Source organism: Kitasatospora dryopteridis, from assembly GCF_050749075.1.
In the GTDB taxonomy this organism is placed as follows: Bacteria; Actinomycetota; Actinomycetes; order Streptomycetales; family Streptomycetaceae; genus Kitasatospora.
This window is the reverse complement of record NZ_CP192749.1, coordinates 352560-376359: the sequence shown is the minus strand read 5'-3', so window position 1 is coordinate 376359 and position 23800 is coordinate 352560. Positions and strand designations below refer to the sequence as shown.

15 protein-coding genes and 1 pseudogene are annotated in these 23800 nt (G+C 70.5%); 11 read left to right on the top strand and 5 right to left on the bottom strand.

Annotated features, from left to right (window positions below; genetic code table 11):
• Positions 1-6: 6 nt before the first annotated feature.
• Positions 7-1128: a lytic transglycosylase domain-containing protein gene (locus ACQ614_RS01665; protein ID WP_431676318.1), complete on the bottom strand. Its 1122-nt coding sequence runs from the start codon at positions 1126-1128 to the stop codon at positions 7-9.
• A 514-nt stretch (positions 1129-1642) separates the two neighbouring features.
• Here ACQ614_RS01665 and ACQ614_RS01660 point away from each other — a divergent pair.
• The 5 genes from ACQ614_RS01660 to ACQ614_RS01640 all read left to right on the top strand — a co-directional run bounded on the left by ACQ614_RS01660 (position 1643) and on the right by ACQ614_RS01640 (position 13469).
• Positions 1643-9601 (top strand): DNRLRE domain-containing protein, encoded by a 7959-nt coding sequence (locus tag ACQ614_RS01660; protein WP_431676317.1) that lies wholly within the window; start codon positions 1643-1645, stop codon positions 9599-9601.
• A gap of 2 nt (positions 9602-9603) precedes the next feature.
• Complete coding sequence (locus ACQ614_RS01655) at positions 9604-9990, top strand: hypothetical protein (protein ID WP_431684128.1); 387 nt, start codon at positions 9604-9606, stop codon at positions 9988-9990.
• 782 nt (positions 9991-10772) lie between these two features.
• A complete protein-coding gene (locus ACQ614_RS01650; RefSeq protein ID WP_431676315.1) occupies positions 10773-12335 on the top strand; it encodes an ISL3 family transposase in 1563 nt (520 codons plus the stop codon).
• Between the two features lie 77 nt (positions 12336-12412).
• Positions 12413-12925 carry a DUF6584 family protein gene (locus tag ACQ614_RS01645; protein ID WP_431683803.1) on the top strand — a complete coding sequence of 171 codons (513 nt, stop codon included), beginning with the start codon at positions 12413-12415 and terminating at the stop codon, positions 12923-12925.
• Positions 12926-13163: 238 nt separating this feature from the next.
• Entirely contained in the window at positions 13164-13469 is a 306-nt protein-coding gene (locus ACQ614_RS01640) for a hypothetical protein (RefSeq protein ID WP_431676314.1), read from the top strand.
• Positions 13470-13492: 23 nt separating this feature from the next.
• On the opposite strand, the pseudogene ACQ614_RS01635 reads toward ACQ614_RS01640, so the two are convergent.
• Both ACQ614_RS01635 and ACQ614_RS01630 read right to left on the bottom strand, forming a co-directional pair.
• Positions 13493-13726 (bottom strand): annotated as a pseudogene (locus tag ACQ614_RS01635) (ATP-binding protein); the annotation flags it as partial.
• Between the two features lie 112 nt (positions 13727-13838).
• The gene (locus tag ACQ614_RS01630) at positions 13839-14294 is read right to left on the bottom strand and encodes a hypothetical protein (protein WP_431676312.1); all 456 of its coding nucleotides are present in this window, start codon (positions 14292-14294) and stop codon (positions 13839-13841) included.
• Positions 14295-14897: 603 nt separating this feature from the next.
• Between ACQ614_RS01630 and ACQ614_RS01625 the strand changes: the two genes are divergently transcribed.
• From ACQ614_RS01625 to ACQ614_RS01605, 5 genes are all read left to right on the top strand, one after another.
• Positions 14898-16301, top strand: coding sequence for a nucleobase:cation symporter-2 family protein (locus tag ACQ614_RS01625; protein WP_431676310.1), 1404 nt, complete (start codon positions 14898-14900; stop codon positions 16299-16301).
• A gap of 198 nt (positions 16302-16499) precedes the next feature.
• Complete coding sequence (locus ACQ614_RS01620; RefSeq protein ID WP_431676309.1) at positions 16500-17456, top strand: NAD(P)-binding domain-containing protein; 957 nt, start codon at positions 16500-16502, stop codon at positions 17454-17456.
• A gap of 500 nt (positions 17457-17956) precedes the next feature.
• On the top strand, positions 17957-18088 hold the full coding sequence (locus tag ACQ614_RS01615; protein ID WP_363497211.1) for a hypothetical protein: 132 nt from the start codon (positions 17957-17959) through the stop codon (positions 18086-18088).
• A 340-nt stretch (positions 18089-18428) separates the two neighbouring features.
• The gene (locus ACQ614_RS01610; RefSeq protein WP_431676307.1) at positions 18429-19160 is read left to right on the top strand and encodes a TSUP family transporter; all 732 of its coding nucleotides are present in this window, start codon (positions 18429-18431) and stop codon (positions 19158-19160) included.
• Between the two features lie 254 nt (positions 19161-19414).
• Positions 19415-20905 carry a hypothetical protein gene (locus ACQ614_RS01605; RefSeq protein WP_431676305.1) on the top strand — a complete coding sequence of 497 codons (1491 nt, stop codon included), beginning with the start codon at positions 19415-19417 and terminating at the stop codon, positions 20903-20905.
• Between the two features lie 56 nt (positions 20906-20961).
• Here the strand turns inward: ACQ614_RS01605 and ACQ614_RS01600 are convergent, their stop codons facing one another.
• Entirely contained in the window at positions 20962-21531 is a 570-nt protein-coding gene (locus ACQ614_RS01600) for a Uma2 family endonuclease (protein ID WP_431676304.1), read from the bottom strand.
• A 79-nt stretch (positions 21532-21610) separates the two neighbouring features.
• Positions 21611-22615 (bottom strand): NAD-dependent epimerase/dehydratase family protein, encoded by a 1005-nt coding sequence (locus ACQ614_RS01595; protein ID WP_431676301.1) that lies wholly within the window; start codon positions 22613-22615, stop codon positions 21611-21613.
• 399 nt (positions 22616-23014) lie between these two features.
• Between ACQ614_RS01595 and ACQ614_RS01590 the strand changes: the two genes are divergently transcribed.
• Positions 23015-23749 (top strand): LysE family transporter, encoded by a 735-nt coding sequence (locus tag ACQ614_RS01590; protein WP_431683802.1) that lies wholly within the window; start codon positions 23015-23017, stop codon positions 23747-23749.
• The last annotated feature ends 51 nt before the right edge of the window (positions 23750-23800 follow it).

The window sequence follows — 23800 nt, the reverse complement described above, 5'->3', positions numbered from 1 at the left end:
CGGGCGTCAATCGGCCCCTTGCGGGGGCGGGGGATCGGTGGGGTCGGTTGGCGAGGCGGTGGCAGATGCACCGGGGACCGGCGCCGACGGGGAGGGAGTGAGGCAGTCGACGGCCGTCGGCGGGGTCGGGTCGGCCGCCGGTGCGGGGGTCGTGGGGGTACTGCCGGGGGCGGCGGTGCAGCCGGGCGGGGCCGTGGCGACGGGGGGAGGGGTCGGTGTCGGGGACGGCACCGGCGTGGTGCTCGCCGTCGGGCTCGGGCCGGTGCTGCTCGGGAGCGGGCGCGGGGTGGCTGTGGGGCGGGGCGTCGCAGCAGCGGGCACCGCGGTGGTGACCGGACGGTTCGGGCCGATCGTGGCGGCGGGGGCCGTGACGGGCGTGGTGCCGGTGCGGTAGTGCTGCATCCAGGCTTTGACGGTGCGCAGGTAGTCCGCGGAGTGGTTGTAGCCGAGGATCGCCCGGTCGAGTTGGGCGGGGTCGGCGAGGTCGCGCGGGCCTGCGCAGAGGTAGCGGCCGGCGGCGAGTGCGGAGTCGTGGATGTTGTTCGGGTCGCGTCTGCCGTCGTTGTTGCCGTCGGCGCCCCAGTGCGTCCAGGTGGAGGGGATGAACTGCAGGGGACCGACCGCGCGGTCCCAGCGGGTGTCGCCGTCGTGGATGCCGTGGTCGGTGTCCGGGATGGCGGCGAACCCGTTGCCGTCGAGAGCCGGCCCGAGGATCGGGACGGGGGTGGTGCCGGCGGCGTCGAGCCTGCCGCCGCGCGCCTGCCCGGATTCGACCTGGCCGATCGCGGCGAGCAGCTGCCACGGAAGGTGGCACCCGGGGTCCTCGGCGGCGAGGGTGGCCTCGGCCCTGCGGTAGGCATCGAGGACCGCTGCCGGGAGCACCGTCCCGTGCACGGGGACGGGCTGCTGCACCGCCGACAGCGGTTGGGGCGGGTTGCTCGGCGCCGTGGGCGGGTCCGCGAGAGGCAGGAAGCCCGGACCTCCGCCGTCGGCGGGGGCCTGCGCGGGAGCGGCCGCGGTCGGTGCGGGGGTGCGGTCGGCGGGTGCGCCCGGCGCGGAAGCCGCCCCCACGGCAACGGCCAGCGCGCACAGGCGCAGCAGTATGCGGGCCCTGATCCCCCCGTACATCGTGGCCCGTCCTTCGAAATGTGTGGAGCCGATACGAACCCGATGACCTTACCGCCTCGCCGGGGAAGGTATTCACAGACTCCCCTTTAATGATCTCTGACGGGATTTCAAAAATACCCAGAGTGATTCTTGGGGGGTGGCATTCCCCGTCCGGTCGGCCCGGACGGGAAGGGTGGGCCAGGTGGGCGGGTGCGGAGAGTGATGCTGCCGCTTCCCGGGAGTGGTCCAGTGTGATGGTGGATCAGCAGGTCAGCAAGGGTGGTGTTGTCAGGCTCGGACATATAGGTCTTGGTTCGCTAAACGGACATAGCTTCTCATTTGTCAACTTCCCTCCCCATTCGGCGGGCTGTTGCCGAATCGGTATCCTTGCCTGGTCTTTACGCCTTCATGGGTCTGAGAGATTTATGGCCGGGCAGATCGTGCCCGATTTTTCTGACGACCTGTGAGTTGATCTATGAGACGACGTCTCATGGCCTCGCCTGCCTTTGCAGGCGGGGCCTTTAATGCGCGACGGGTGCGGCGAATAGCCGTCCTTGCCGCACTCGGCCTCCTGGTGGAAACGGGTGTCGCGCTCGACGCGCTGGCACCCGCCCAGGCCACGGCGGCAGATACCAAGGCACCCGCGGCGGCCTCCTCCACGGAGGCGCCGGACCAGACCTCGGCCCTGCTGTCTGCACGGCTGCAGAAGCACCGGGTCGAGGTGACCGGCGCACGCACCGAGAACACGACCCTGTGGGCGAACCCGGACGGGTCGCTGACGCAGGAGATGTCGTCCGGTCCGATCCGGATGCGGGTCGGCGAGGCGTGGGTCCCGGTGGACACCACTCTCGTGGAGACCGCTGACGGGAAGGTTGCTCCGAAGGCGCACCCCGAGGGCCTGGTGTTCGCGGGCGGCGACGCGACGGTGACGGTCGGCGACCCGCTCGCCGGTACCACGCCGACGGCGTCGCCGTCTCCGTCGGCGTCCGCCCCGCCCACGTCCGAGCCGTCGCCCAGCGCCTCGGCCGAGTCCACGCAGTCCGCCTCGCCCTCTGCGCCCGCCGCGCCCTCTGAGTCGGCCTCGGCATCGCCTTCCGCGACGGCTTCGGAGACCGAGCGGGCCGCCAGGTCCGCCGGCCGCGCGACGCTTGCGACGGCGGATCCCGGTACGCCCTCCGAGCAGGAGCTGGTGAAGGTCGGCACCGACGACGGGCAGGTGGAGCTGGGCTGGCTGGGCAAGCTGCCCAAGCCGAAGCTGTCCGGCTCCACCGCCACCTACGTCGACGCCCGCCCGGGTGTCGACCTCGTGCTGGAAGCGACCCGTACCGGCTTCGAGCAGTACCTCGTCGTCAAGGACCGCTCGGCCGTCTCGCAGGCCGGCGCGCTGACCCTGCCGCTGGACACCACCGGCTACAAGGTGGAGCGCCAGGAGGACGGTTCGATCCACCTCACCGACGCCGCCGGCGGCAAGCCCACCGTCCGGATCCCCGCTCCCGTGATGTGGGACGCCGCCGTCGACGAGCACTCCGGCGAGCACCTGCACCGTGCGTCGGTCGCCATGGAGCTGCGCGGCAGCGGCGCCGACGCCGAGCTGCTGTTCACCGCCGACGCGGCCTTCCTCGCGGACGCGGAGACGCAGTTCCCGGTGACCATCGACCCGGTGGTCGACGTCGGCACGAACTTCGACACCTTCGTACAGAGCGACTACACGACGGACCAGTCGTCGGCGACCGAGCTGAAGCTCGGCACGTACAACGGCGGCACGGTCAAGGCCCGATCCTTCCTGCACTTCCCCGGCGGGGGCTTCAACGGCAAGCAGATCCTCGACGCCAAGCTGTACCTGGCCAACTTCCACTCCTACTCCTGCACGGCGAAGGACTGGGAGGTCTGGTCGGCCCAGTACGCGAGCACCAGCAGCCGGTGGACCAACCAGCCCGGCCTGATCTCCAAGTACGCGGTCTCGAACGAGACGCGTGACATTTCGGGCGACGGTGACAGCTACGACTGCTACGGCAGCGGTGGCACCTACTGGGTGAAGGCGGACGTCACCAACCTGGTCAAGGACTGGTCCGGCATGGGCGCGGGCACGTACGCGCTCGGGCTGAAGGCCGCGAACGAGAACGACTCCTACGGCTGGAAGCGGTTCGAGTCGTCCGAAGGCGCCCACTCGCCGTTCCTGTCGATCACCTACAACAGCGTCCCGCCGACGCCGTCGACCGTGGACGTGCTGCCCTCCCAGCAGGGCAACCCGCGCTACACCTCCTCCGGCACCCCCACCTTCCAGGTCCTCGCCAGCGACCCGGACGGCGGCAACGTCGGCGCGGACTTCGACCTGTACCGCAACGGCACCCTCGTCAAGCGCGTCTACAAGGAGGGCCCCAACGGCACCTACCTGCAGGTGAAGGCGACCGACTTCGGCCTCGCCCGCCTGGACGAGGGCGTCAACTACTCCATCGCCGCCCGTCTGTGGGACGGCCAGGTGAACTCCGGCTGGTCGGAGAACGTCACCGTCGTCGCCGACACCGCCAAGCCCGGCACGCCCTTCGTCACCTCCGCCGCCTACCCGGCGGACGGACTGTGGCACGGCGGCGCGGGCCAGGCCGGCTCGTTCACCTTCACCCCGGCCACCGGCGTCACCGACCAGACCGCCTACGTCTACACCCTGGACGGCGCCGCCCCGGTCACCGTGAACGCCACCGGCTCCACCACGGTCAACATCACCCCGCCCACCGACGGCCACCGGGTGCTCAAGGTGCAGTCCAAGGACCGCGCCGGCAACCTCTCGGACGCCAACACCTACGCCTTCTCGGTCGGCACCGCGGGCCTGAGCTCGCCCGTCGACGGCACCCAGGCCGCCAAGCGCGTCAAGCTCGCCGTCGACGCGCAGAGCCAGTACAAGCGCGTCCTGTACCAGTACCGCCGCGGCCCCGGCGCCGCCGAGTACGACGTACCGATATCGAACATGACGAAGGCCGACAACACCCCGGTCACCGACCCCAAGCCGCGCCTCACGGACCTGGGCGGCTGGGCGAACTGGACGGCCGTCGACACGCTCGGCAACATCGGCGGCGTCGTCCAGGTCCGCGCCAAGCTCTTCCCCGAGGACGGCTCCGGCACCGGCTACGCCACCGCCTGGAACACCATGACGGTGGACCGCAACGCCGACGGCGCGGCCTCCACCGAGATCGGCCCCGGCTCGGTCAACCTCCTCACCGGCGACTACTCCACCGACGTCACGGACGCCGACGAGTTCGGCATGTCGGTTACCCGCACCTCGTCCTCGCGCGGCACCGACCGCGGCTGGCAGACCCAGGGCGAGCGCCTGACGCTCAACCAGCGCCAGATCGGCACCGACACCACCGGTTTCACCGCCGGCCAGGCGACGATCTCGCGGTCCACGGCCCGCGGCCACGACAACTCCACCGACTCGCTGCTCGTCGTCCCCGCCTCCACCGGCTGGGACTCCTACGCCGCGCTCGGCACCGAGTACACGATGGCCCAGGGCATGAAGCCCGGCCACATCTACCGGCTGACCGCGTGGGTCTACGTGCCCGCGGCCACCGGCCTCGACACCAGCGCCCTGCCCAACCGGGGCCTGAAGCTCGTCGGCGTCAACCGGACCGGCTCCACGTACAACGAGGTGGCCTCCGCCAAGGTGGGCTTCACCGACGCGTGGCAGCAGCTCACCGTCGACATGGCGGTGCCGGCCAACGCCACGGAGGCCTGGTTCCGGCTCTACAACGGCTTCCCGGGCGGTTCGAACAAGCAGGTCTTCTTCGACGACCTGTCGCTGAAGGAGATCGTGGCGCCGTTCGGCCCGCAGTGGGCCGGCGGCCCGGACGCGGGCACCGGCTCCGAGTACCGCTCTCTGTCGTTCCCGCAGTCGGACGTGGTGGAGATCCGGCACACCGACGACTCCGTGCTCACCTTCGCCAAGGGCACCGACGGGTCGTTCTTCCCCGAGCCCGGCTCGGAGGACCTGACGCTGAAGGCGACTGCCGCGAAGGCGGGTGCGCTGGTCAACAGCTCCGGGCAGTGCCTCGAGGCGCCCGGTGGGACGGTCGGCAACGGCACCGTGCTGCAGGGCGCGGCGTGCACCGGCGCGACCAACCAGCAGTGGACCCGCGGCGACGACCTGACGCTGCGGCTGCTGGGCTACTGCCTGGACAACCCCGCAGGTGTGAATGCCGACAACACCACGCTCACGATGTGGGTCTGCAACGGCGGCACCAACCAGCAGTGGGAGATCCGCACCGACAAGTCGGTGATGAACAGGCAGTCCGGCAAGTGCCTGGACGCCTACCGCGGCGCATCCCTGTGGGTCTGCTGGGGCGGAGTGAACCAGATCTGGGACATCCAGACCTCCGGCACCACCTACACCCTGGGCGATCTGGACGGTTCCAGCACCGTCTTCTCCCGTCAGGCCGGGTCGGACGTCTACCAGGTGGTCAGCGAGACCGGCCCCGATGCCGCCTCGACGACCCGCTACCAGTACGACACCACCGACGGCCGGTCCCTGCCCAAGCGGGTCATCGCGCCCGTCGAGCCGGGCGTGGACGATGCCAACGGCTGCTCGGTCGACCCCATGCCGCGCGGCTGCGAGGTCATGGACTACGACTACGCCACCGCCACCACGGCGGTCGCCGGCACCCCGGGTGACTTCGCCGACCGGGTGCGGGCGGTGAAGGCGTGGTCGTGGAACCCGGCCACCTCCCGGCAGGAGGCGGTCGAGGTCGCCCGCTACCTGTACGACGAGCGCGGCCGCCTGGCGCAGGTCTGGGACCCGCGCGTGGCGAACCCGCTGAAGATCACGTACTCGTACGACGACGCGGGCCGGGTCACCCGGATCGCGCCGGCCGGCGAGCTGCCGTGGGACTTCGACTACGGCAAGGCCGCGTCCGACCAGGACCCGGGACGCCTGCTGAAGGTCCGCCGCGGCACCCTCGCACCGGGCAGCAAGTCCACGGTCACCGGTGAGATCGCCACCAAGGTGGTCTACGAGGTCCCCCTCACCACCGGGGCCGGCGGCCCGTACGACATGGCCGGCGCGGACGTCGCCAAGTGGGCGCAGACCGACGCCCCCACCGACGCGACCGCCGTCTTCGGCCCCGAGGACGACCCCGACACCAACACGGCCAGCTCGTCCAAGCCGGGAACGGGCGGCTACAAGCCGGCGACCGTGCACTACCTCAACGCCTCCGGCAACGAGGTCAACACCGCCACCCCGTCGGTGACGCCCTCCGGTGACATCGACACCAGCGAGTACGACCGGTTCGGCAACGCCATCCGCTCCTTGGACGCCACCAACCGCTCCATCGCGCTGGGCACGCACCCGGACACCGACCGGTTCGTCGCCGAGCTCGGCCTGCCCGCGGACTCCGCCTCGCGCGCCCGCCTGCTGGACTCGCGCACCACGTACACGCCCGACGGCCTGGACGTGACCGAGACCCTCGGGCCGATCTACCGGGCCAGCCTCTCCGAGCCGGTCGCCGCGGGCACCAGCCCGACCACGGTCACCCTCGAGGGCGAGTCCCTGCCCCAGCTCGGCTCCACCGCCCAGGTCGTCATCCAGAACGACGGCGGCTGGGTCGAGGGCGGCTGGTCGCAGAACGCCCACGTCATGCTGGTCGGCAAGAAGGTCGGTGACAGCGCGGACTTCCGCATCACCGTGCCCGAGGACGGCCAGTACCTGCTGTCCGCCCGCATGACCCGGGCCAGGGACTACGGCACCGTCGCCTTCACCATCGACGGCACCCCCGTGTCCGGCACCTTCGACGGCTACAACACCACCGTCACCACCGGTGCCTGGGCCTCCGGGGCCGCGCTCCCGCTCACCCGGGGCGACCACACGCTCCAGCTCAAGGTCACCGGCACCAACCCGAGCGCCGTCTCGCCGTTCTACCAGGCCGGCATCGACCAGCTCACCCTGACCAAGACCACCGTCAACCCGGCGCTCGCCGCCGGCACCCCGGTCCTGGCCCGGGACCACACCACCAACACCTACGACGAAGGGAAGCCCGACGGAGCGGCCTACCACCTGGTCACCACCAGCACCGACGGCGCCCGCCTCGACGGCTACGCCGCCGACGTCGAGCAGCGTGTCACCAAGAGCGGCTACGACACCCCGATCGGCGGCACCTCCGGCTGGACGCTGAAGACCGCCACGTCGGTGACCACCGACGCCGGCCCCGGCGGCGCCAACCTCACTGCACTGATCAAGCACGATGCTTCTGGCCGTGCTCTGGAGTCCCGCAAGCCGGGCTCCGACGGCAGCGACGCGGGCACCGTGAAGACCGTGTTCTACACGGCCGGAGCCAACGCGGACGACGCCTCGTGCGGCAACCGGCCGGAGTGGGCGGGCAGCCCGTGCGCCACCCTGCCGGGCGGCGCGATCACCGGGGCGGACTCCGCCCGGATGCCCACGACGCTGCCGGTGAAGCGGATCACCCGCTACTCGCGGTTCGGCGACGCCGAGGAGACCACGGAGACCAACGCGGGCAAGTCCCGCAAGACGGTCACCACCTACGACGCCGCGGACCGGATCACCTCCACGGAGATCACCTCCGACGAGGGCCTGGCCCTGCCGAAGGTCACCACCGAGTACGACGACGCCACCGGCGACGCGGTGAAGACCACCGCCGGCGGCAAGTCGCTGACCCGTGTGCTGGACGCCCTCGGCCGGTTGATCTCCTACACGGACGCCGACGGAGGCACCACCACCACCGAGTTCGACCAGTACGGCAAGCCGGTCAAGGTCATCGACCCCACCGGCAACACCACGTACACCTACGACCGTGCCAAGGAACCCCGCGGCCTGGTCACCTCCGTCAACGACAGCGTCGCCGGAGAGTTCACCGCCAAGTACGGGCCCGACGGGCAGCTGACCGAGCAGACCTACCCCGGAGGCATCGTCCGCAAGGACACCGCCAACGCGGTCGGCGAGGCCACCAGCCGCGTCTACACCCGTGTCTCGGATGGTGCGGTCGTCTGGTCGCAGAGCACCGACATCTCCACCCAGGGCCAGGTCGCCAAGGACACCAGCTCCACCGCGACTCGGACCTACACCTACGACCGGCTCGGCCAGCTCACCAAGGCCCAGCAGAGCACCACGGTCACCGGCTGCGTCACCCGCCAGTACGCGTTCGATGCCCACTCCAACCGGCTGTCCAAGTCCACGTCGCCCTCCGCGGCCGACGGCACCTGCGGCACCACCGGAGCAGTCGCCGAGAACCACTCCTACGACAGCGCCGACCGTCTGACCGACGTCGGCTTCACCTACGACGCCTTCGGCCGTACCACCAGGACGGCCACCGGCTCCACCAATACCTACTGGGCCAACGACAAAATCGCCGTTCAGGAGAAGGGCGACACCAAGCAGCAGTGGGCCCTGGATGCCGCCCACCGCCTCACCACGTTCACCACCGCCGTCAAGCAGACCGACGGCAGCTGGGCGAACGCCACCTCCAAACTCAACCACTACGGCGACGACTCCGACGAGGTCCGCTGGACCGTCGAGGACACCACCCAGGGCACCCTGACCCGCAACGTGTCCGGCCCCGACGCCGACCTGGTGGCCACCACCTCCGAGACGGGAGACATCCAGCTCCAGCTCACCAACCTGCAGGGCAGCGTCGTCGTCACCACCGACACCGCCCTCACCACCCCCGTCGTCCTCGACTTCGACGAGTTCGGCATCCCGCAGGCCGGCCAGGCAGGCGTCCGCTACGGCTGGCTCGGCGGCAAGCAGCGCTCCGCCGAGGCCCTCGACGGCGACATCCTCATGGGCGTCCGCCTCTACAGCCCGGCACTCGGCCGCTTCCTGCAGATCGACCCGGTCCCGGGCGGCAACGCCAGTGCGTACGACTACTGCACCGGCGACCCCGTCAACTGCACCGACCTCGACGGCAACTGGGGCATGCCCAAGTGGTTGAAGAAGACGGTCAGCGTCGTTGCCAAGGTTGCCGAGGTCGCCGCGTACATTCCCGGTCCCCTTGGGTCCGCTGCCGCGTCGATCTCCGCCGTCTCCTATGCTGCCACCGGCAACTGGCGCAAGGCTGGCGAAATGGCGGCCTTCGCGGCGCTACAGGCTGTCGGTGCTGGGGCAGTAGTGGCTGCTGCCAAGGCCGTGAGAGCTGTCAGGGCCTCGAGTAGAGCCGCGCGCGTTGTGTCGAAGAGCAAGGTTCTCTACAGATATGCGAGGATCAAGAACTACGAGGCGAAGGCGAGGTACGGCTCCTACCTGTCGAAGAAGTACAACGGCGGGCGAAGCCGAGTCACCATACCCGGAAAGAAGGGGCAGCGGCACTACGATCTGTGGGGCAAGTCTCACATCGTCAAGCGCGGCGGAAAGAAAATTTCCATCCCTACCCCGCACCAGGTTTGGCATCCACGCAATCCACAATCCCCCAGCGGATGGGGCAAGCCCCTGAGGAATGACACCGCGGTCATGACTTGGCGTGACCTCCTGCGCGTTCACCGGTTCCTGAGGAAGTAGAGTTGAAGGCAACATTCTCGGGCCTCGAGCCCTGGGCTTTGAATAGCCCGGAATCCGAAATATCCACCCCGCTTGGCACGTTTGACCTGCATGGCGACTGCTCCTTCTTGGGATTTGGAGTCGACGGCCACCCCAAGGCGCGGCTAGCCTTGAGATTTGGCACCCTCGGCCGCGAATTTGCAATCCAATTCGAAGATGTGGGTCAACTCTTTATCGAGCAGGATGCCGTCAGCTCGGACGGCTGGTTTGGCACTCCCGAAACCTCCCCCGAAGGAATCGAAACAATCCTGTATTACGAGTACGGATCTGAACTCCCGCCAGTCTTTGAGATTGTGGCGGCGACGTTCAGGTTCAAGTTCAGGGCCTGGAGGGTTGCTTTCTCGGGGTGATTGGGAAGGTAAGTAACAGCTGACGTATCGGCTCGAAGGCCGACGCCTCCAGGCGTCGGCCTTCGAGCGTTAGAACTGGTGCGACAACAGTCCGGGGCTACTCTCGTGGAGGCCCATGGGGCCATGCAGAGGCATGGGTGCCGTGGAATCCCGGATGCCCGACGCCACCGCTCCGCCGCTCGCTCACCCGCAGTGCGGCAGGAACCCTCCGTGTCCTTCTGCCCGACCTGGGAGCGATCCAGGGCCTGTATCCGTAACCGCTTCCGTGCGGCCCCCGCGTCGGTCAACCCGCCGCCCTGTGCATACCTCACGCCCCAGAACCGCCGGAGCCTCCAGCCGACCGTCAGGCAAACGGCACCGACATCCCAATCAAGTTCAGTATCGCCGGCTTGGTAAACGGAATGGCCGACATCGGCGGGTGTCGGAAGAGCCGGCGGTCGGATGGCGGTGCTGTAGGCCAGCGTGGAAACGGGTGAACGGGGCACGGGGACCGACCGGGCGGTGGCGGCGCGAAGGCGAGCCACTTCCAGCGGGGTCGGCGCCACCGGTATGGCGATGGCCTGCGCGGGCAGGCGCGCCAGGTCGTAGCGTCACATTTCGCGGCGGACCGAGGTGGGGTTGATGGCGGTGGTGGCGAGCGCGCCGAGCAGATGGTCGGGAATGGTGGAGGACGCGCTTGCATACCAGCGGTGTCCCGGCATGTCAACGGATACGCCGAAATGGCTCTGGCGCGAGTTCCGTGAAAGCCGCCCGGGGATCATGATGGTTGGCGATCATGTCGGGTGTCTGTCGCTGATCTTCTGGCCGTCCTGTTCCCCCAGTTCGCGCTCGTGCGCGTCGAGTTGGTCAGATCGGTTGGCCGGTCGGTCCGAGTTCATGCTCGGGGCCGGACGGCCGGCGCGAGCTGCCCGGGCTGCGGGGCCTGGTCCGAGCGGGTCCACAGCGGGTACGAGCGGCGGATCACCGATACCGCGGTCTCCGGGCGGGAACTGGTGCTGCACCTGCGGGTCCGCCGGTTCTTCTACGACAGTGCGGAGTGCGGGAAGCGGACCTTCGCCGAGCAGATCACTGGCCTGACCTTCCGGTACGGGCGGTGCACGGTGCCCCTGCGGAAGCTCCGCGAGGCCGTCGCCCTCGCGCTGGGTGGCCGGGCCGGCGCCCGGCTGACCGAGCATCTGGCGGTCGGGATCGGCCGGGATGCCCTGATACGCCTGGTCCGCGCTCTGCCGGACCCACTCACCAGGCCGGTTCGCGTGCTCGGCGTCGACGACTTCGCCCTGCGCAAGGGCCACCACTACGGCACCGTCCTGATCGACATCGAGGACCGCCGCCCCGTCGACGTCCTGCCCGAGCGGTCCGCCGACGCCCTGGCCCAGTGGCTCACCAACCACCCCGGCGTCGAGGTCATCTGCCGGGACCGGGCCAGCTACTACGCCGATGGCGCCAACCGCGGCGCCGGCACGGCCACGCAGGTCGCCGACAGGTATCACCTCTGGATGAACCTCGGGGATGCCACCGAGCGACTGGTCGCCCGCCTGCGCCCGCAGTGGCTCCCGCCCGCTCTGGAGAGGGAGAAGACGGTGCTGCCCGAAGGACGGCGCGCCTACAGGACCCGCGAGCGTCATGCCGCCGTCCACGCCCTGATGGCCAAAGGCATGGGGCACAGCCAGATCGTCGCCGAACTTCAGCTGGACCCGAAGACGGTGCGCAAGTTCATGCGCGCCGCCACGGCGGACGAGTTGGTCGGGGCGGGGCCCACCGGCGGCCGGCAGACCAGCCTGGACGGCCATGCCGCCTACCTGATCGCCCGGTTCAACGAGGGCTGCCACAGCGCACTGCGGCTCCACCGAGAGCTCGCCGAGCGGGGCCTGACCGTCAGCGAGCGCACCGTGCGCCGCTTCGTGCACCGGTTGCGTGACAACGCCAAGCCGGCCGCCAGTCCGCCGGTCCCCAAGGTTCGCGAGGTGACCAGGCTGATCCTCACCCATCCCGACAACCGCCCCGAGGCCCAGCGAGTGCTGCTGAAGGAACTCCTGCACCGCTGCCAGGAGTTGGACGAAGCTTGCGTGCTCATCGCGCGGTTCGCCTCGATGCTCGTCCACCGCCGAGGCCGCGAGGACCTCGAACAGTGGACCGCGGACGCCGAGGCCGGCCGGCTGCCAGAACTGCGCGGGTTCGCCACCGGCCTGCGCAAGGACTGGGACGCGGTCATGGCCGGCCTCACACTCCGCTGGAACTCCGGTCCGGTCGAGGGTCACGTCAACCGCATCAAGATGATCAAGCGCCAGATGTTCGGCCGAGCCAAGCTCGACCTCCTCCGCAAGCGTGTACTCCTCACATCATGAAGATCACCGGGCGCAGCTTGTCCGAGCGGGCCGGCAAGTCCTTTGACCAGGAGTTTTTCGTCCGTCACCATGCTCCGGTGACAGTTGAGACCACCCTCGTCAAGGTTGACGCCGACCTTCGTGCCGGCCGGATACCCGTCGCTCGTCAACGCCTGCGCGGCCTGGTGTCCTCGTACCCGGCAGACCTCACGGTCAGGCGGAGGCTGGCCGAGGTCTACCGGCTGTACGGCGAGCCGGCCGAAGCGGGACGCTGGGCCTACCTCGACACCGACCGGGTCCCGGCCGAGACGGCGGCTTTCGAGGCCCGCCACCCTGACCCGCTCGACCGGATGGCAGCCATCGCCTGGCGTGGGTCCGAGCGGTCAGCGCAGACCGAGACCGCCCGCGCCCGGCTGGCCGAGCTTCGTGAGGCCGCCTCCGTACACGCCGGTCGCCCGATCCACTGGCACCACGTGCGAGACCGTGCCCAGCACGCCGCCCAGGACGACACGGCCGGGCCGCTGGCCTGCGTTGGTCTTGCCGTCGTCGGTTTGGCTCTCTTGGGCTTCGCGGTCCTCGGCGTCGTCACCTTCGTTCGCTGGTGGCTCTGACCCTTCGCCGCTGGCGTCGCTGTACCGGAGAGCTTTCACGGAACTCGCGCCAGAGCCGCCGAAATCCCTCATCGCGGGCATCTCTGGTCTTTCCGGGCGGACATTTGATCTCCCCGTGCGATGTGATGAGTTGTCACCCGTTTGGGTCGGTGGTTGCTCCGGTGGAGCTTCGACCCGGCTGAGGCAGCCGGGTGGGCTTGTGCTGTGATGGGGGGCCTGATCGGCCAAGGAGGACGTCGTGACCGTCGAGTCGCATGAGGACTGCGGTCCGGTTTATGCCCTCAGTCCGGACGAGCCGGTGTTCGTGTCGAAGCGTGTGCATCGCGGGCAGCCCGTCGTGAGTGTCTGCCTGGACGAGGACGGTGATTGGCAGGCGTTCTCGGCGGTCGAGCCGCGGTGGTGGAAGGGCGGCCCCAGGCTGATCCATGCCGCGCATCTGTTGGAGAGCGATCCGTCGCTGGCGAGCCTGCCGGCGCTTCCGCTCAACCACTGGGCGACTCGTGAGGACGCTTCGTCGACGACGTGGCAGGTCTTCCGGGGCTGACCGGACCTGCGGCGGTCCTGGAGCTATTGCAGCGGTCGGACGCCGCGGCCGGTGATGGCCTGCTGGAGGCGGTGGCTGGTGCCCTCGGTGAGAACGATGTGGGCGTGGTGCAGGAGCCGGTCGACGGCAGCGGTGGCGATGGTCTTGGGCATGATCGAGTCGAGGCCTGACGGGTGGAGGTTCGAGGTGACGATCACCGAGCGGCCTTCGTAGGCAGCGTCGATGACCCGATAGAAGGCTTCGGCGGCGGCCTGGCCGCAGGGCAGCATGCATGCAGGTGCAGCAGGGCCTGGTCGCGGATGGCGTTCGGGAGTTGGCGGAGATCGGAGATGGCGTCGGGGTGCGCAGTGAAGGCGAATCGGGCTCGACTCACATCGACCTCCGGATGACCGGCTGGGAAGTCGGAGCGGCAGCTGAGGTCGGCTTCACGGTGCTGGAGCGGGTCAGGGCGGTATGGGCGCGCCTTGCTTCCGCGCCGAGGTCCTCGGGCGCCAGCGGGGTCGGACAATTCTCCAGCCACTCCTCGGCTGCGTCCGGGCTGAGAAGCACACCCTCGCGAACCGTGTAGGTGCGGTGGTCGGGCTGGATCTCTTCGAGGAAGAGCCGGACGGGCAACTCGGCGACTGCACGGTCCACGGCCATGGTCCACGCTTCTGCGGTGCCATCCATGACCTGGTGATCGAAGACCCTGTACCGGTCGCCGGAACGGCTGATCCGCGCCGTGATGAGGACGGTCAGATCGTCGGCGGGCCGGAAGCCTGCGGGGCTTCCGGCGGCGTCGGTCTGTCCCGGCTGTGGTTCACCGACACGCCGACGGCCGGACACGTTTGTCCGGGCCCGGCGGTCCCAGTGCGGCGCAGCGCCTCGTAGCGGGCTGCGGCGAACTGTTCGAACAAGCTCTCGAGCTCCGGCGGCATCCGTGCCCGGCCCCCTTGTTCCGTCGTCCGTGCCGGGTTGCCCGCGGGACGGTGGTGCCCCGCGTCGACCTCTGCACGGGACGGGTGCCGGAAATGTTGCGCGCCCGGCGGCCGTCCTCGGAGGTGACCGGACGATGGACGCTTTACGCCCCCGGCACGGCTGTCCTGCAGGCCGGAACGGATGTGACGGCCTGCCAAGGGCGGGTCCACCGCACCGATTCGGGGAGAACGTCCCGGCCGGCCGGAGGAGGTCACGGATCCCGCTGTGGGTCGACAACCGAGCCGGGGCTATTGACCATCAGGGCAGCGCTTTCTACATTCTGTGGAAACCGAATCGCGGAACATCAGTTCCGCATCGTGGAGATCCACTCAGGGGTCGGGCCCGTTCGCCGCGGGTGCCGGCAGGTGGGCGACGGCACCGCCGTCCGCCAGGGTCGTCCCGACGTCGCCGGGTCCCGCTCCGGTCGCCGTTCCCGGACCCGAAACCACCTCGGATGTGGAGGGACAGTCCATGGGACGTCGCACAACGCCCCTGAAGCCCGCAACGCCGCAGCACCCCGTCGACGAGATGCTGCCGCCCGGCCGGATGGCGACCGTCGCTCTCCAGCACGTCGCCAGCATGTACGCCGGTGTCGCCGCGCCGCCGCTGATCATCGGCGCTGCAGCCGGGCTGACTCCGGCCCAGCTCACCACACTGCTGGCCGCCAGTCTGTTCATCGCCGGTATCGCCACCCTGCTGCAGACCCTGGGCTTCTGGCGGATCGGCTCGCGGCTGCCGTTCGTGAACGGCGTCTCCTTTGCCACCGTCTCGCCGATCCTCGCGGTGGTCGAGGCGAAGCAGGACGCGGCGCTGCCGCTGATCTTCGGCTCCACACTGGTCGCGGGCCTGTTCTGCTTCCTGCTGGCGCCCGTCTTCTGCCGGCTCGTCGGATTCTTCCCCCCGGTCGTCAGCGGCACGGTGATCACGCTGATCGGCATCTCCCTGCTCCCGGTCGCCGGGAACTGGGCCCAGGGCGGCAACTCCCGGGCGCCGGAGTACGGCTCCCTGACCAACCTGGGCCTGGCAGGGCTCACCCTGGTGTCCGTGCTGCTCTTCCACCGCTTCCTGCGCGGCTTCCTGCAGCGGATCGCGATCCTCCTCGGGCTGCTCGTGGGCACCCTGGCGGCGATCCCGTTCGGCAAGGTGGACGCCCATGCGCTCGGCAGCCTGCCGCTGTTCGAGTTGCCGCACCCGTTCGCCTTCGGCGCGCCGCGGTTCGAGGCCGCGGCGATCATCTCGATGCTGGTGGTGATGGTGGTCTCGATGACCGAGTCCACCGCCGACATGATCGCGCTGGGCGAGGTGGTGGAGAAGCCGGCCGACGACCGCACGATCGCCGGCGGCCTGCGGGCGGACGGGCTTGCGACGGCCTTCGGCGGAGTGTTCAACGGCTTCATCTGCTCGGCCTTCGCCCAGAACATCGGGCTGGTGGCGCTGACCAGGATCCGCAGCCGCTTCGTGGTGGCCCTGGCCGGGATCTTCCTCGTGGTGATGGGCCTGCTGCCGGTCGTCGGCGGGCTGGTCTCGCTGGTGCCGCAGCCGGTGCTCGGGGGAGCGGGCGTGGTCCTGTTCGGGTCGGTGGCGGTGGCGGGCATCCGCACCCTCGGCAAGGCGGACCTGGGCGTGGGCTCGAACGCGATCATCGTCGCGGTCAGCCTCGCCTTCGGCATCTTCCCGATCGCCTACCCGGCCTTCTACCGGGCGTTCCCGGAGCAGGTTGCCACCGTGCTGCACTCGGGCATCTCGGCGGGCTGCCTGCTCGCGGTCACGCTGAACCTGCTCTTCAACCACCTGGGCCGCGGGCGTGAGGTCCTGCCCGCACATGTGCCGGAACCCCGGATCGAGGCCCTGGGCCGGGTGGGGGACCCGGCCTGACTCCTGCTCGACGTGACCGAGTTCTCGACGTGACCGAGGCACACACAGGCCGTCGTGGTGCTCGTGTCCGAGTGGTTCCGGCCGGACACGGGTGCCCGTGAGGGGTACGGCGTCAAGCACGGTCCACCCCAGAAGTCGTGATCGTGCCGGGCGCAGGCCACTGGTGGCCACGCTCCGGACGCCGGGGATCTTCGACGGGTGGGAGGGGCCCACGGGATCCGGCACCGGTGGCCGCCCGGCCCGGTCCGCCTGCTCGGCACCGCGGCGGCGGCCGGCCGCGCTTCTCGCTGCGGCGGCTTGAGGGCGGTCTACGAGCGGCACCGGCGCCGGTCCGCGGACGGCACGTGGGAGCGGACACCACGGAGCCGTCCGGGTGGAGGCGGACGCAGCGGGTCGGCTCGACGTTCCGGGGATTCGCCGGAGGTCTTCCTCTCCCCGCGAGGCGCCCGCACCGCCGCGGAGCTGTCCGAGCGGTACGAGGGCGTCCAGGTGTGCCCCGGCAACCAGGAGGTGGTGGACCGCTCCGAGGTCGTCGTCATCGCCGTGCGCCCGCAGGACCGGTTCGAGGCACTGGCCGGGCTGCGCGTGGACAGTGACAAGGTGGTGGTCAACGTGATGGCCGGCGTCGGCAACGACGAGCTGCGCCGCACTCTCGCCACCGACGCCCCGCTGGTACGTGCCATCCCCCTGCCCGCTGTCCGTGAACGCCGCTCCGTGACGGTGACCTGCCCGTCGCACCCGGTGGTGGATTCCCTCTTCGAGCGCTTGGGCGGGGCGCTCCCGACCGCCGACGAGGAGGCGTTCAACGTCCTCTCGGCGCTGACGGCGACACTGACCTCCCACTACTGGTACCTCGCCACGCTCACGTCGTGGGCCACCGGCCACGGCATCGCCGGCACCGACGCGGACCGCTACGTCCGCGGCCTCTTCGAGGGCGTCGGCCGCTCCCTGAATGACGGGACCCGTTCCCTGCACCGGCTCGCGGCCGACCACGAGACCCCGAACGGCATCAACCACCGCATCCGCACCACCTGGTTCGACCCCGCCAACTCCGAAGCCCTCCGCCGGGCCCTCGACGACCTCCTCACCGATCTGAACCGGCCCGGCGACCAGGCCGGGGACCCGAGGAACACCCAGGGCCCGGGCCTGACATGAGTGGCCTCCGGCCTCGCCGGGGGAGCACGTAGCGGGCACCCGTGTCCGCCGCCGGGCGGTGAAGATCCTGCCCGGATCGGTGCAGTCGGAGCGGCGTCGGCGAGGTCCCGTTCGGCCGCGCTTCGGCGTTGCGCCCGTCCCGGACGAAACCGGGGAAGGCCGGGCACGGGGCCGTGCCGAACCCGGCCACCTGGCCTGCCGGTTGACCGTTTGCCCAGGTGAGGGCCCGCCTTCGGCGCCAGCGGAAGGCGGGCCCTCCTGCATGGTTGCGGCGACTGGCGGCCCGATGCCGGCGACGCCCTCCGGCCGGCGGACCGGCCAGGCCCGCTCCCTGAGCCTCCGAGGTCCAGTGGACCTTCGATAGCAAGGCAATGCCGGAGAAGGGCCAACTAATTGAAAGCGATCAAGCCGATGTGGGTGTAGAATCAGAGACATGAGGGCGGCCTCCAGGACCGGCATCAACGTGATGCCCACAGCTGCCCACCAAGGGGGAGACCACCATGGGCTACCAGCTCGACGCGGCACGCGCGACGATGGACGAGCGGCTGCGTCAGGCCGAGCAGCACCGACTCGCCCGCGCGGCCCAGCGCAAGAACCGCACCACCGCCCAGGCCAAGGCCCGCAAGGCCTGAGCACCCGGCACCCCGTCCCCCGAAGACACTTGTTCCCGAGCTCGCTCGGGAACGGTCCACGAGATCCCGTCCGGCCCACGCGGCCGGGCGGGATCTGTGCTTGTGCGAATCGCCCCCGTGAGCAGCGGCGACCTCGCACGGTTCCAGCTGTGCCTCGGACGCCCGGCAACACAGGCCCGGCCGAGCCCGCGGCCGCGAGGCTGTTCTCTCCCCCCGACGGTGCCCGACCTCGGAGATCGGGCCGGAGACGGTGGGGCGGGTGCGGCCCGCCCGGGTGGTGGGGTGGGGCAAGCTGGGGGTGACCGGCAGGTCGGCCCGTACTGGTGGAGGAGGTTGCGCGATGGCCGGGGAGTGGACGGCGGCGCTGGTGCTGGGTCTGGTGGTGCTGGTCGGTTCGTCGGTGCAGCGGATGGCGGGGATCGGGTTCGCGCTGGTGTCGGCGCCGGTGCTGGTGCTGCTGCTGGCGCCGGCGACCGGGGTAGCGCTGGCGAACTGTGCGGCCGGGGTGATCAGCCTGATCGGGCTGGCCACCGCGTGGCGTGGGGTGCGGCTGGGGGCGATGCTGCCGTTGGTGCTCGCGGCCGCGGTGACGGTGCCGCTGGGGGCGTGGGTGGCGGCCCGGCTGCCGGAGCCGACGCTGCTGGTCGGTATGGGGGCGCTGGTGACCGCGGCGGTGCTGCTGGTGCTGCTGGGTACCCGGGTGCCGGCGCTGGGCGGCCGGGGCGGGGCGTTCGCCGCGGGTGCGGCCAGCGGGTTCATGAATGCCTCGGCGGGTGTGGGTGGTCCGGCGATCTCGCTGTACGCGGTGAACGCCGGCTGGACGGTCCGCGAGTTCGTGCCGAACGCCCAGTTCTACGGGGTGCTGGTGAACGTGTTCTCGGTGAGTGTCAAGGGACTGCCGCAGCTGTCCGGCCCGGCGTGGGCGCTGGCCGGGGCGGGGGTCGTGGCGGGGACGGCGGTCGGGGCGGTGCTGGCCGCGCGGACGCCGGAGCGCCCGGCCCGCCGGATCGTCCTGCTGCTGGCGCTGGCCGGTGGGGTGGTCACGGCCGTGAAGGGCCTGGCCGAGCTGTAGCCGGTGCAGGACGGACGGCGTGGTTCCGCCGAGCGGGGCGCTGATCTCACCCGGCGCCGGGCGCCGTCGAGCGCCCGTGGATGCGGGCGCCGGCGGGCGTGTCCGGCGAACCGGCCATGTGTGGCCGGTGTCCTGGCCTGTTCCGGGACGGCGCGAAACACCACTGTCAGTACTGCTGGCCGTCCTACCAGGACGGCTTCCGGGGGCATCCGTTGCGCCCGTGTTCGCAGCCGTACGACAGATTTGGGGGAAGCATGGCACTGGAGCTGCCGCCGGAGCTCGCCGTGGTGCTCGATCTCCTCGGGCTGGACTGGCCCCGGGCGGACGAGGACGAACTGGTCAGGCTCGCGGACGGACTCAGAGGAGTCGCCTCGGCGATCGATTCGGTCCAGATGGCTGCGGACAAGGCCGTGACCGCGCTGGGGGAGGTCTACCACGGTGCCTCGGCGGACAGGCTGGCCGAGCTGTGGGGAACCGTTTCGAAGTACTCCGGCCTGGTGGTGGAGGCCTGCGGGGTCGCCGCGAACGCGCTCAACGCGGCGGCCCTGGTGATCGAGGGCTGCAAGGGTGCGGCCGTGGTCCAGCTGGTGGCCACCCAGGGTGAACTGGCGGCCTCCGCGCTGATCGGGCCGGAGGGCTCCGCGGCCGTCGTCGCGGTCGGTCGGCAGATCCTGTCCGCTCTCCTGGAGGAGGCGATGTCGGCGCTCGCGCAGGCGCTGGCCCAGCCGGTGGCCGATCTGGTGGAGACCGTGGTCAGGCAGCTGGTGCCCGGCGGCGGGCCGGGGCCGGCGGGCGGTGCCGGTGCCGGGTTCGGGGTGGACCTGGCCCAGCTGGCCTCCTGCGCGCTCGAACTGCGGCGCCACGCCGACGACATCGACTCCCACGGCAGTTCGTTCCGGCAGGTCGTCGAGGGCCTGGACGTGGGCGCTCCCGGGGACGCGTTCGGCAGGCTGGTGATCGCCGCCGCCGAGCAGATCGCCACCACCATCGGCGTGGAGGTGCTCGAGCGGCTGCTCGGCTGGTTCCGGGGCACCGCCGACCGGATGGACCAGGTGGCCCAGAACCTCACCGAGAACGAGGACTCGCACACCCGGCAGATGCACGGCATCCTGTCCGGACAGGAGTCCCCGTCCTCGTCCCGCCCGCTCCAACTCGCGGGCGGGGCAGGCGACACGGCCGCGGGCAGCGCGCACCGTGCGGGCCCTGCCGCGACCGGCGGGGCACACCCCGGGCCACACCACGCCGACGCGGCCGGACTGCTCGTCGGCGGCCGGGCGAGCACGGGCCGGACCCCCGGGCCGTACGCGGCGGACAGGCCCGTGGGGGACAGGCCGGTGGGAGACAGGCCCGTGGGGGACGCCGGTCGCGCCGGTGTTCCGCCGCAGCAGCCGCGGGCCCTGGCGGGCGGCCCGCACCCCGCCGCTCCCCACCACGGCACCGGCCAGGTGCCGCCGAGGAGTGAGGCCGGATCCGGCGCCGGCCACCGGGGAGACGGACCCGGCCCCCTCGACCGCGGGCCGGCCGTGCAGACACCCGGGATGCCCGGCCCGGCCCCGCACGGCCAAGCGGGCGGGGGCCCGCACCAGGGCGGGCCGGGTGGCCAGGGAGCCGCCGGGCAGGTGCGGGACGCGGCGGCACAGCCGAACGGCGCACCCCGCCCCCGCCGGGACGCGCCCGCCGAAGACCCCTTCGAACTCTCCGCGGCACCGCCACCATCACGTGCCGTCACCGGCCGGGACGCCTGAGAGCCCCGCCTCGGTCGATGGTGGCCCCGGGCCCGGGGCACTCGCCCCGATCGCCGTCAGAGCAGGCCGGTGTCGAGAGTGAGGTCGAACGGGGCGGGCAGCCGGACGGGGGTGCCGAAGGGGTGGGGGCCGTCGGCGGTCGCGTAGCCGAGGCGGGTCGGCTCGCTGAAGAGCGTGCATTCGCGGTTCTGCCGGTCCACCAGGAGGTACAGCGGCGCACCGTACTGTCCGTAGCGGCGCCGCTTGGTGACCCGGTCGGTCTCCGCGTTGGACGGGGAGCCGACCTCGACGATCAGCAGGGTCTGGTCCGGCACCAGTGGACCCTCGGTCTTCATCGCGAGTTCCGCGGGCACCACCGCCAGGTCCGGGACGTACCGGTTCTCACTGCCGGGCAGGCCCAGGTTGCCGGAGCCGGACACCAGGTCGAGCTCGGCCAGCCGCACGGTGAGCTGGCGGCGGACCACGTCGGCGGCGGACTCGTGTGCCCAACCCGGCGACACGGGGGTGATGACTCCTTCGACGATCTCGGCCCGGTCGCCGGCGACGTGGCGCAGCGCGTACTTGAGCGCCCGTTCCGGGTCGGCCACGGTGCTGTAGTCCTCGGGGTGCTGCGATGCTGTGCTCACACGTTCTCCTTCCCGTCCCGATTGTCCTCCTCCGCGACTGCCGACCAGTCCTCGACGCGGCAGAGGACCGCCCGGTGGTTCAGCCGGCCAGGATCCGCTGCTCCTTCCCGGCCTCGATGCCGATCGGGACTCCGGTCAGTCCCTGGGTGTAGGTGACCTTGGCCGACCCGCCGTTCCGCAGCCAGGCCCAGGTGTCCCTGGCGGTCTCGGCGACCGGTCGGCAGCGCAGCCCGGCGGCGGCCGCCTTGGAGCTGTCGGCACGCCAGGTTCCCCGCCAGTCCGGGGTGTCCGGGGTCCACAGGGGCAGTTCGGTCCAGGGCTGGACCTCGGCGGCGAGCAGGGTGGCGTCGTCCGTCCAGACCAGTTCGGCGTCCGATCCGGTGGCGCGGACGCAGGCGTCCAGGAACTCGCCGTAGGTGGTCTGGCCGATCGGCGCGGTGGTGACGAACCGTCCGGTCAGGCCCCGGTCGATCAGGTCGAGGCCGAAGGCGGCGAAGTCCCTGGCGTCGATCAGCTGCATCGGCCGGTCCGGGTCGCCGGGGGCGAGCACCCGGCCGCCGCGGGCGATCCGCTCCAGCCACCAGGGCATGCGTCCGATCGGTTCGTACGGGCCGTAGAGCAGCCCGCAGTTGAGGACGGACGAGCGCTCGCCGAACTGTTCGACCAGGGCGCGCTCGCAGCCCGCCTTGAGTGCGTTGGCGAAGGGCTGGTCCTGCGGGACGTCGGCCGGGCAGTCGAGGGTCTCGGAGGTCTCGTCGACGGGCTTGGCGGGCCAGTCGGCGAAGGCGTGGACGGAGGAGACGAAGCTGTAGTGGCCGGCGCGGCCGCGCAGCAGCCGGGCGGTCTGCGCCACGTCGTACGGCTGCTGGCCCGAGGTGTCGACGACGGCGTCCCAGCTCCTTCCGTCGACCAGGCGCTCCAGGTCTTCCAGGCGGGTGCGGTCGCCGTGCACTGTCTCGGTCCGGTCGAGGTCGGCACCGCTGATCCCGCGGTTGAAGGTGGTGACCTGATGGCCACGCGAGAGGGCTTCCGCGACGTAGGCACGCCCGAGGAACTTCGAGCCGCCGAGCATGAGGATCTTCATACCGGACAGCCTCTCCGCGGCGGGTGGCCCGTACACGGCCGTTCACTGCGAGCGGATCCGGCTCGACCTCCTCCCGGACCGCGTGGCCCGTACTGCCGAGCTGCTGCGGTGGTGGCGCACTGCCCGAAGTGCCGTACGGTGTCGCAGGGCTGACTGTCAGTCAAAGTGCCCGTGGCATGCCCCCCGTGATGCCGGTCACGTCTCTTGATGCGGGGTCACCTCTTTGTCGGAGTGGTGGAGGAGGGGCGGGGATGCCGAACTGTGCTTCGCCTGAAGGAACTTGGGGTGGTGTCGGCCGTGCGGGGCGGTGGCTGCAGTGGTTGCCGTGTCCATGCCTTGTGAGATGCGGTTACCGGTGGGGGGCGGTTATGGGCGATTTTTCTCATCCACATCGTGGACATGGGGATGGACTCCGCGGAGGTCTTGTATATGGTGCGTGATGATCGCCGGGCGGAGTTATGCCGGCGGGTCACATCAGCGGCATTTCCGGGGGAGGAATCAGCCATGCCACTTGATGCGTGGATCACTTGTTTCGCGGCTTCGTGGATTTTCTCGCTTTCACCGGGCTCGGGCTCGGTTTTCTCTATGTCGAACGGCCTGAACTACGGATTCAAGCGCGGGTATTTGGGAGCGGTCGGGCTCGTGCTCGGCCTCTGGGCCGTCTTTCTGGTCGTCGTGGTGGGCCTCGGGGTCATCATCCAGGCGTCGCCGATCGCTTTCAACGTGCTGAAGTGGGCCGGAGTGGCGTACCTCTTCTACCTCGGCCTGGCGCAGTGGCTGTCGAAGGGATCGCCGATCACCCTCAGGGAAGGGGACAAGCCGAAGGTCGGGGTTTTCGAGATCATCGGAAAGGGCATTTCGCTCAATCTGATCAACCCCAAGGGCTACATTTTCATGCTGGCGGTCATTCCGCAGTTCATCGTGGCCGGGCACGCCCTTGCCCCGCAGTACGTCGCGGTCGCCCTGACCTTCGCGTTCACCGACCTCGTGGTGATGGCCGGCTACACCGGGCTCGCCGCCCGGGTCGCGCTCCGGCTGAAGACCGAGAAGCAGGTCGGCGTCCTGAACAAGGTGTTCGGATCGCTCTTCATGCTCGCCGCCGTCGTGCTGGCGACGTTCCAGCAGGCCGGCTAGGTCCGCAGCCTGCGTGGCAGTGCCCCGGTGGGGAGCGGTCCGTCGGTGGAC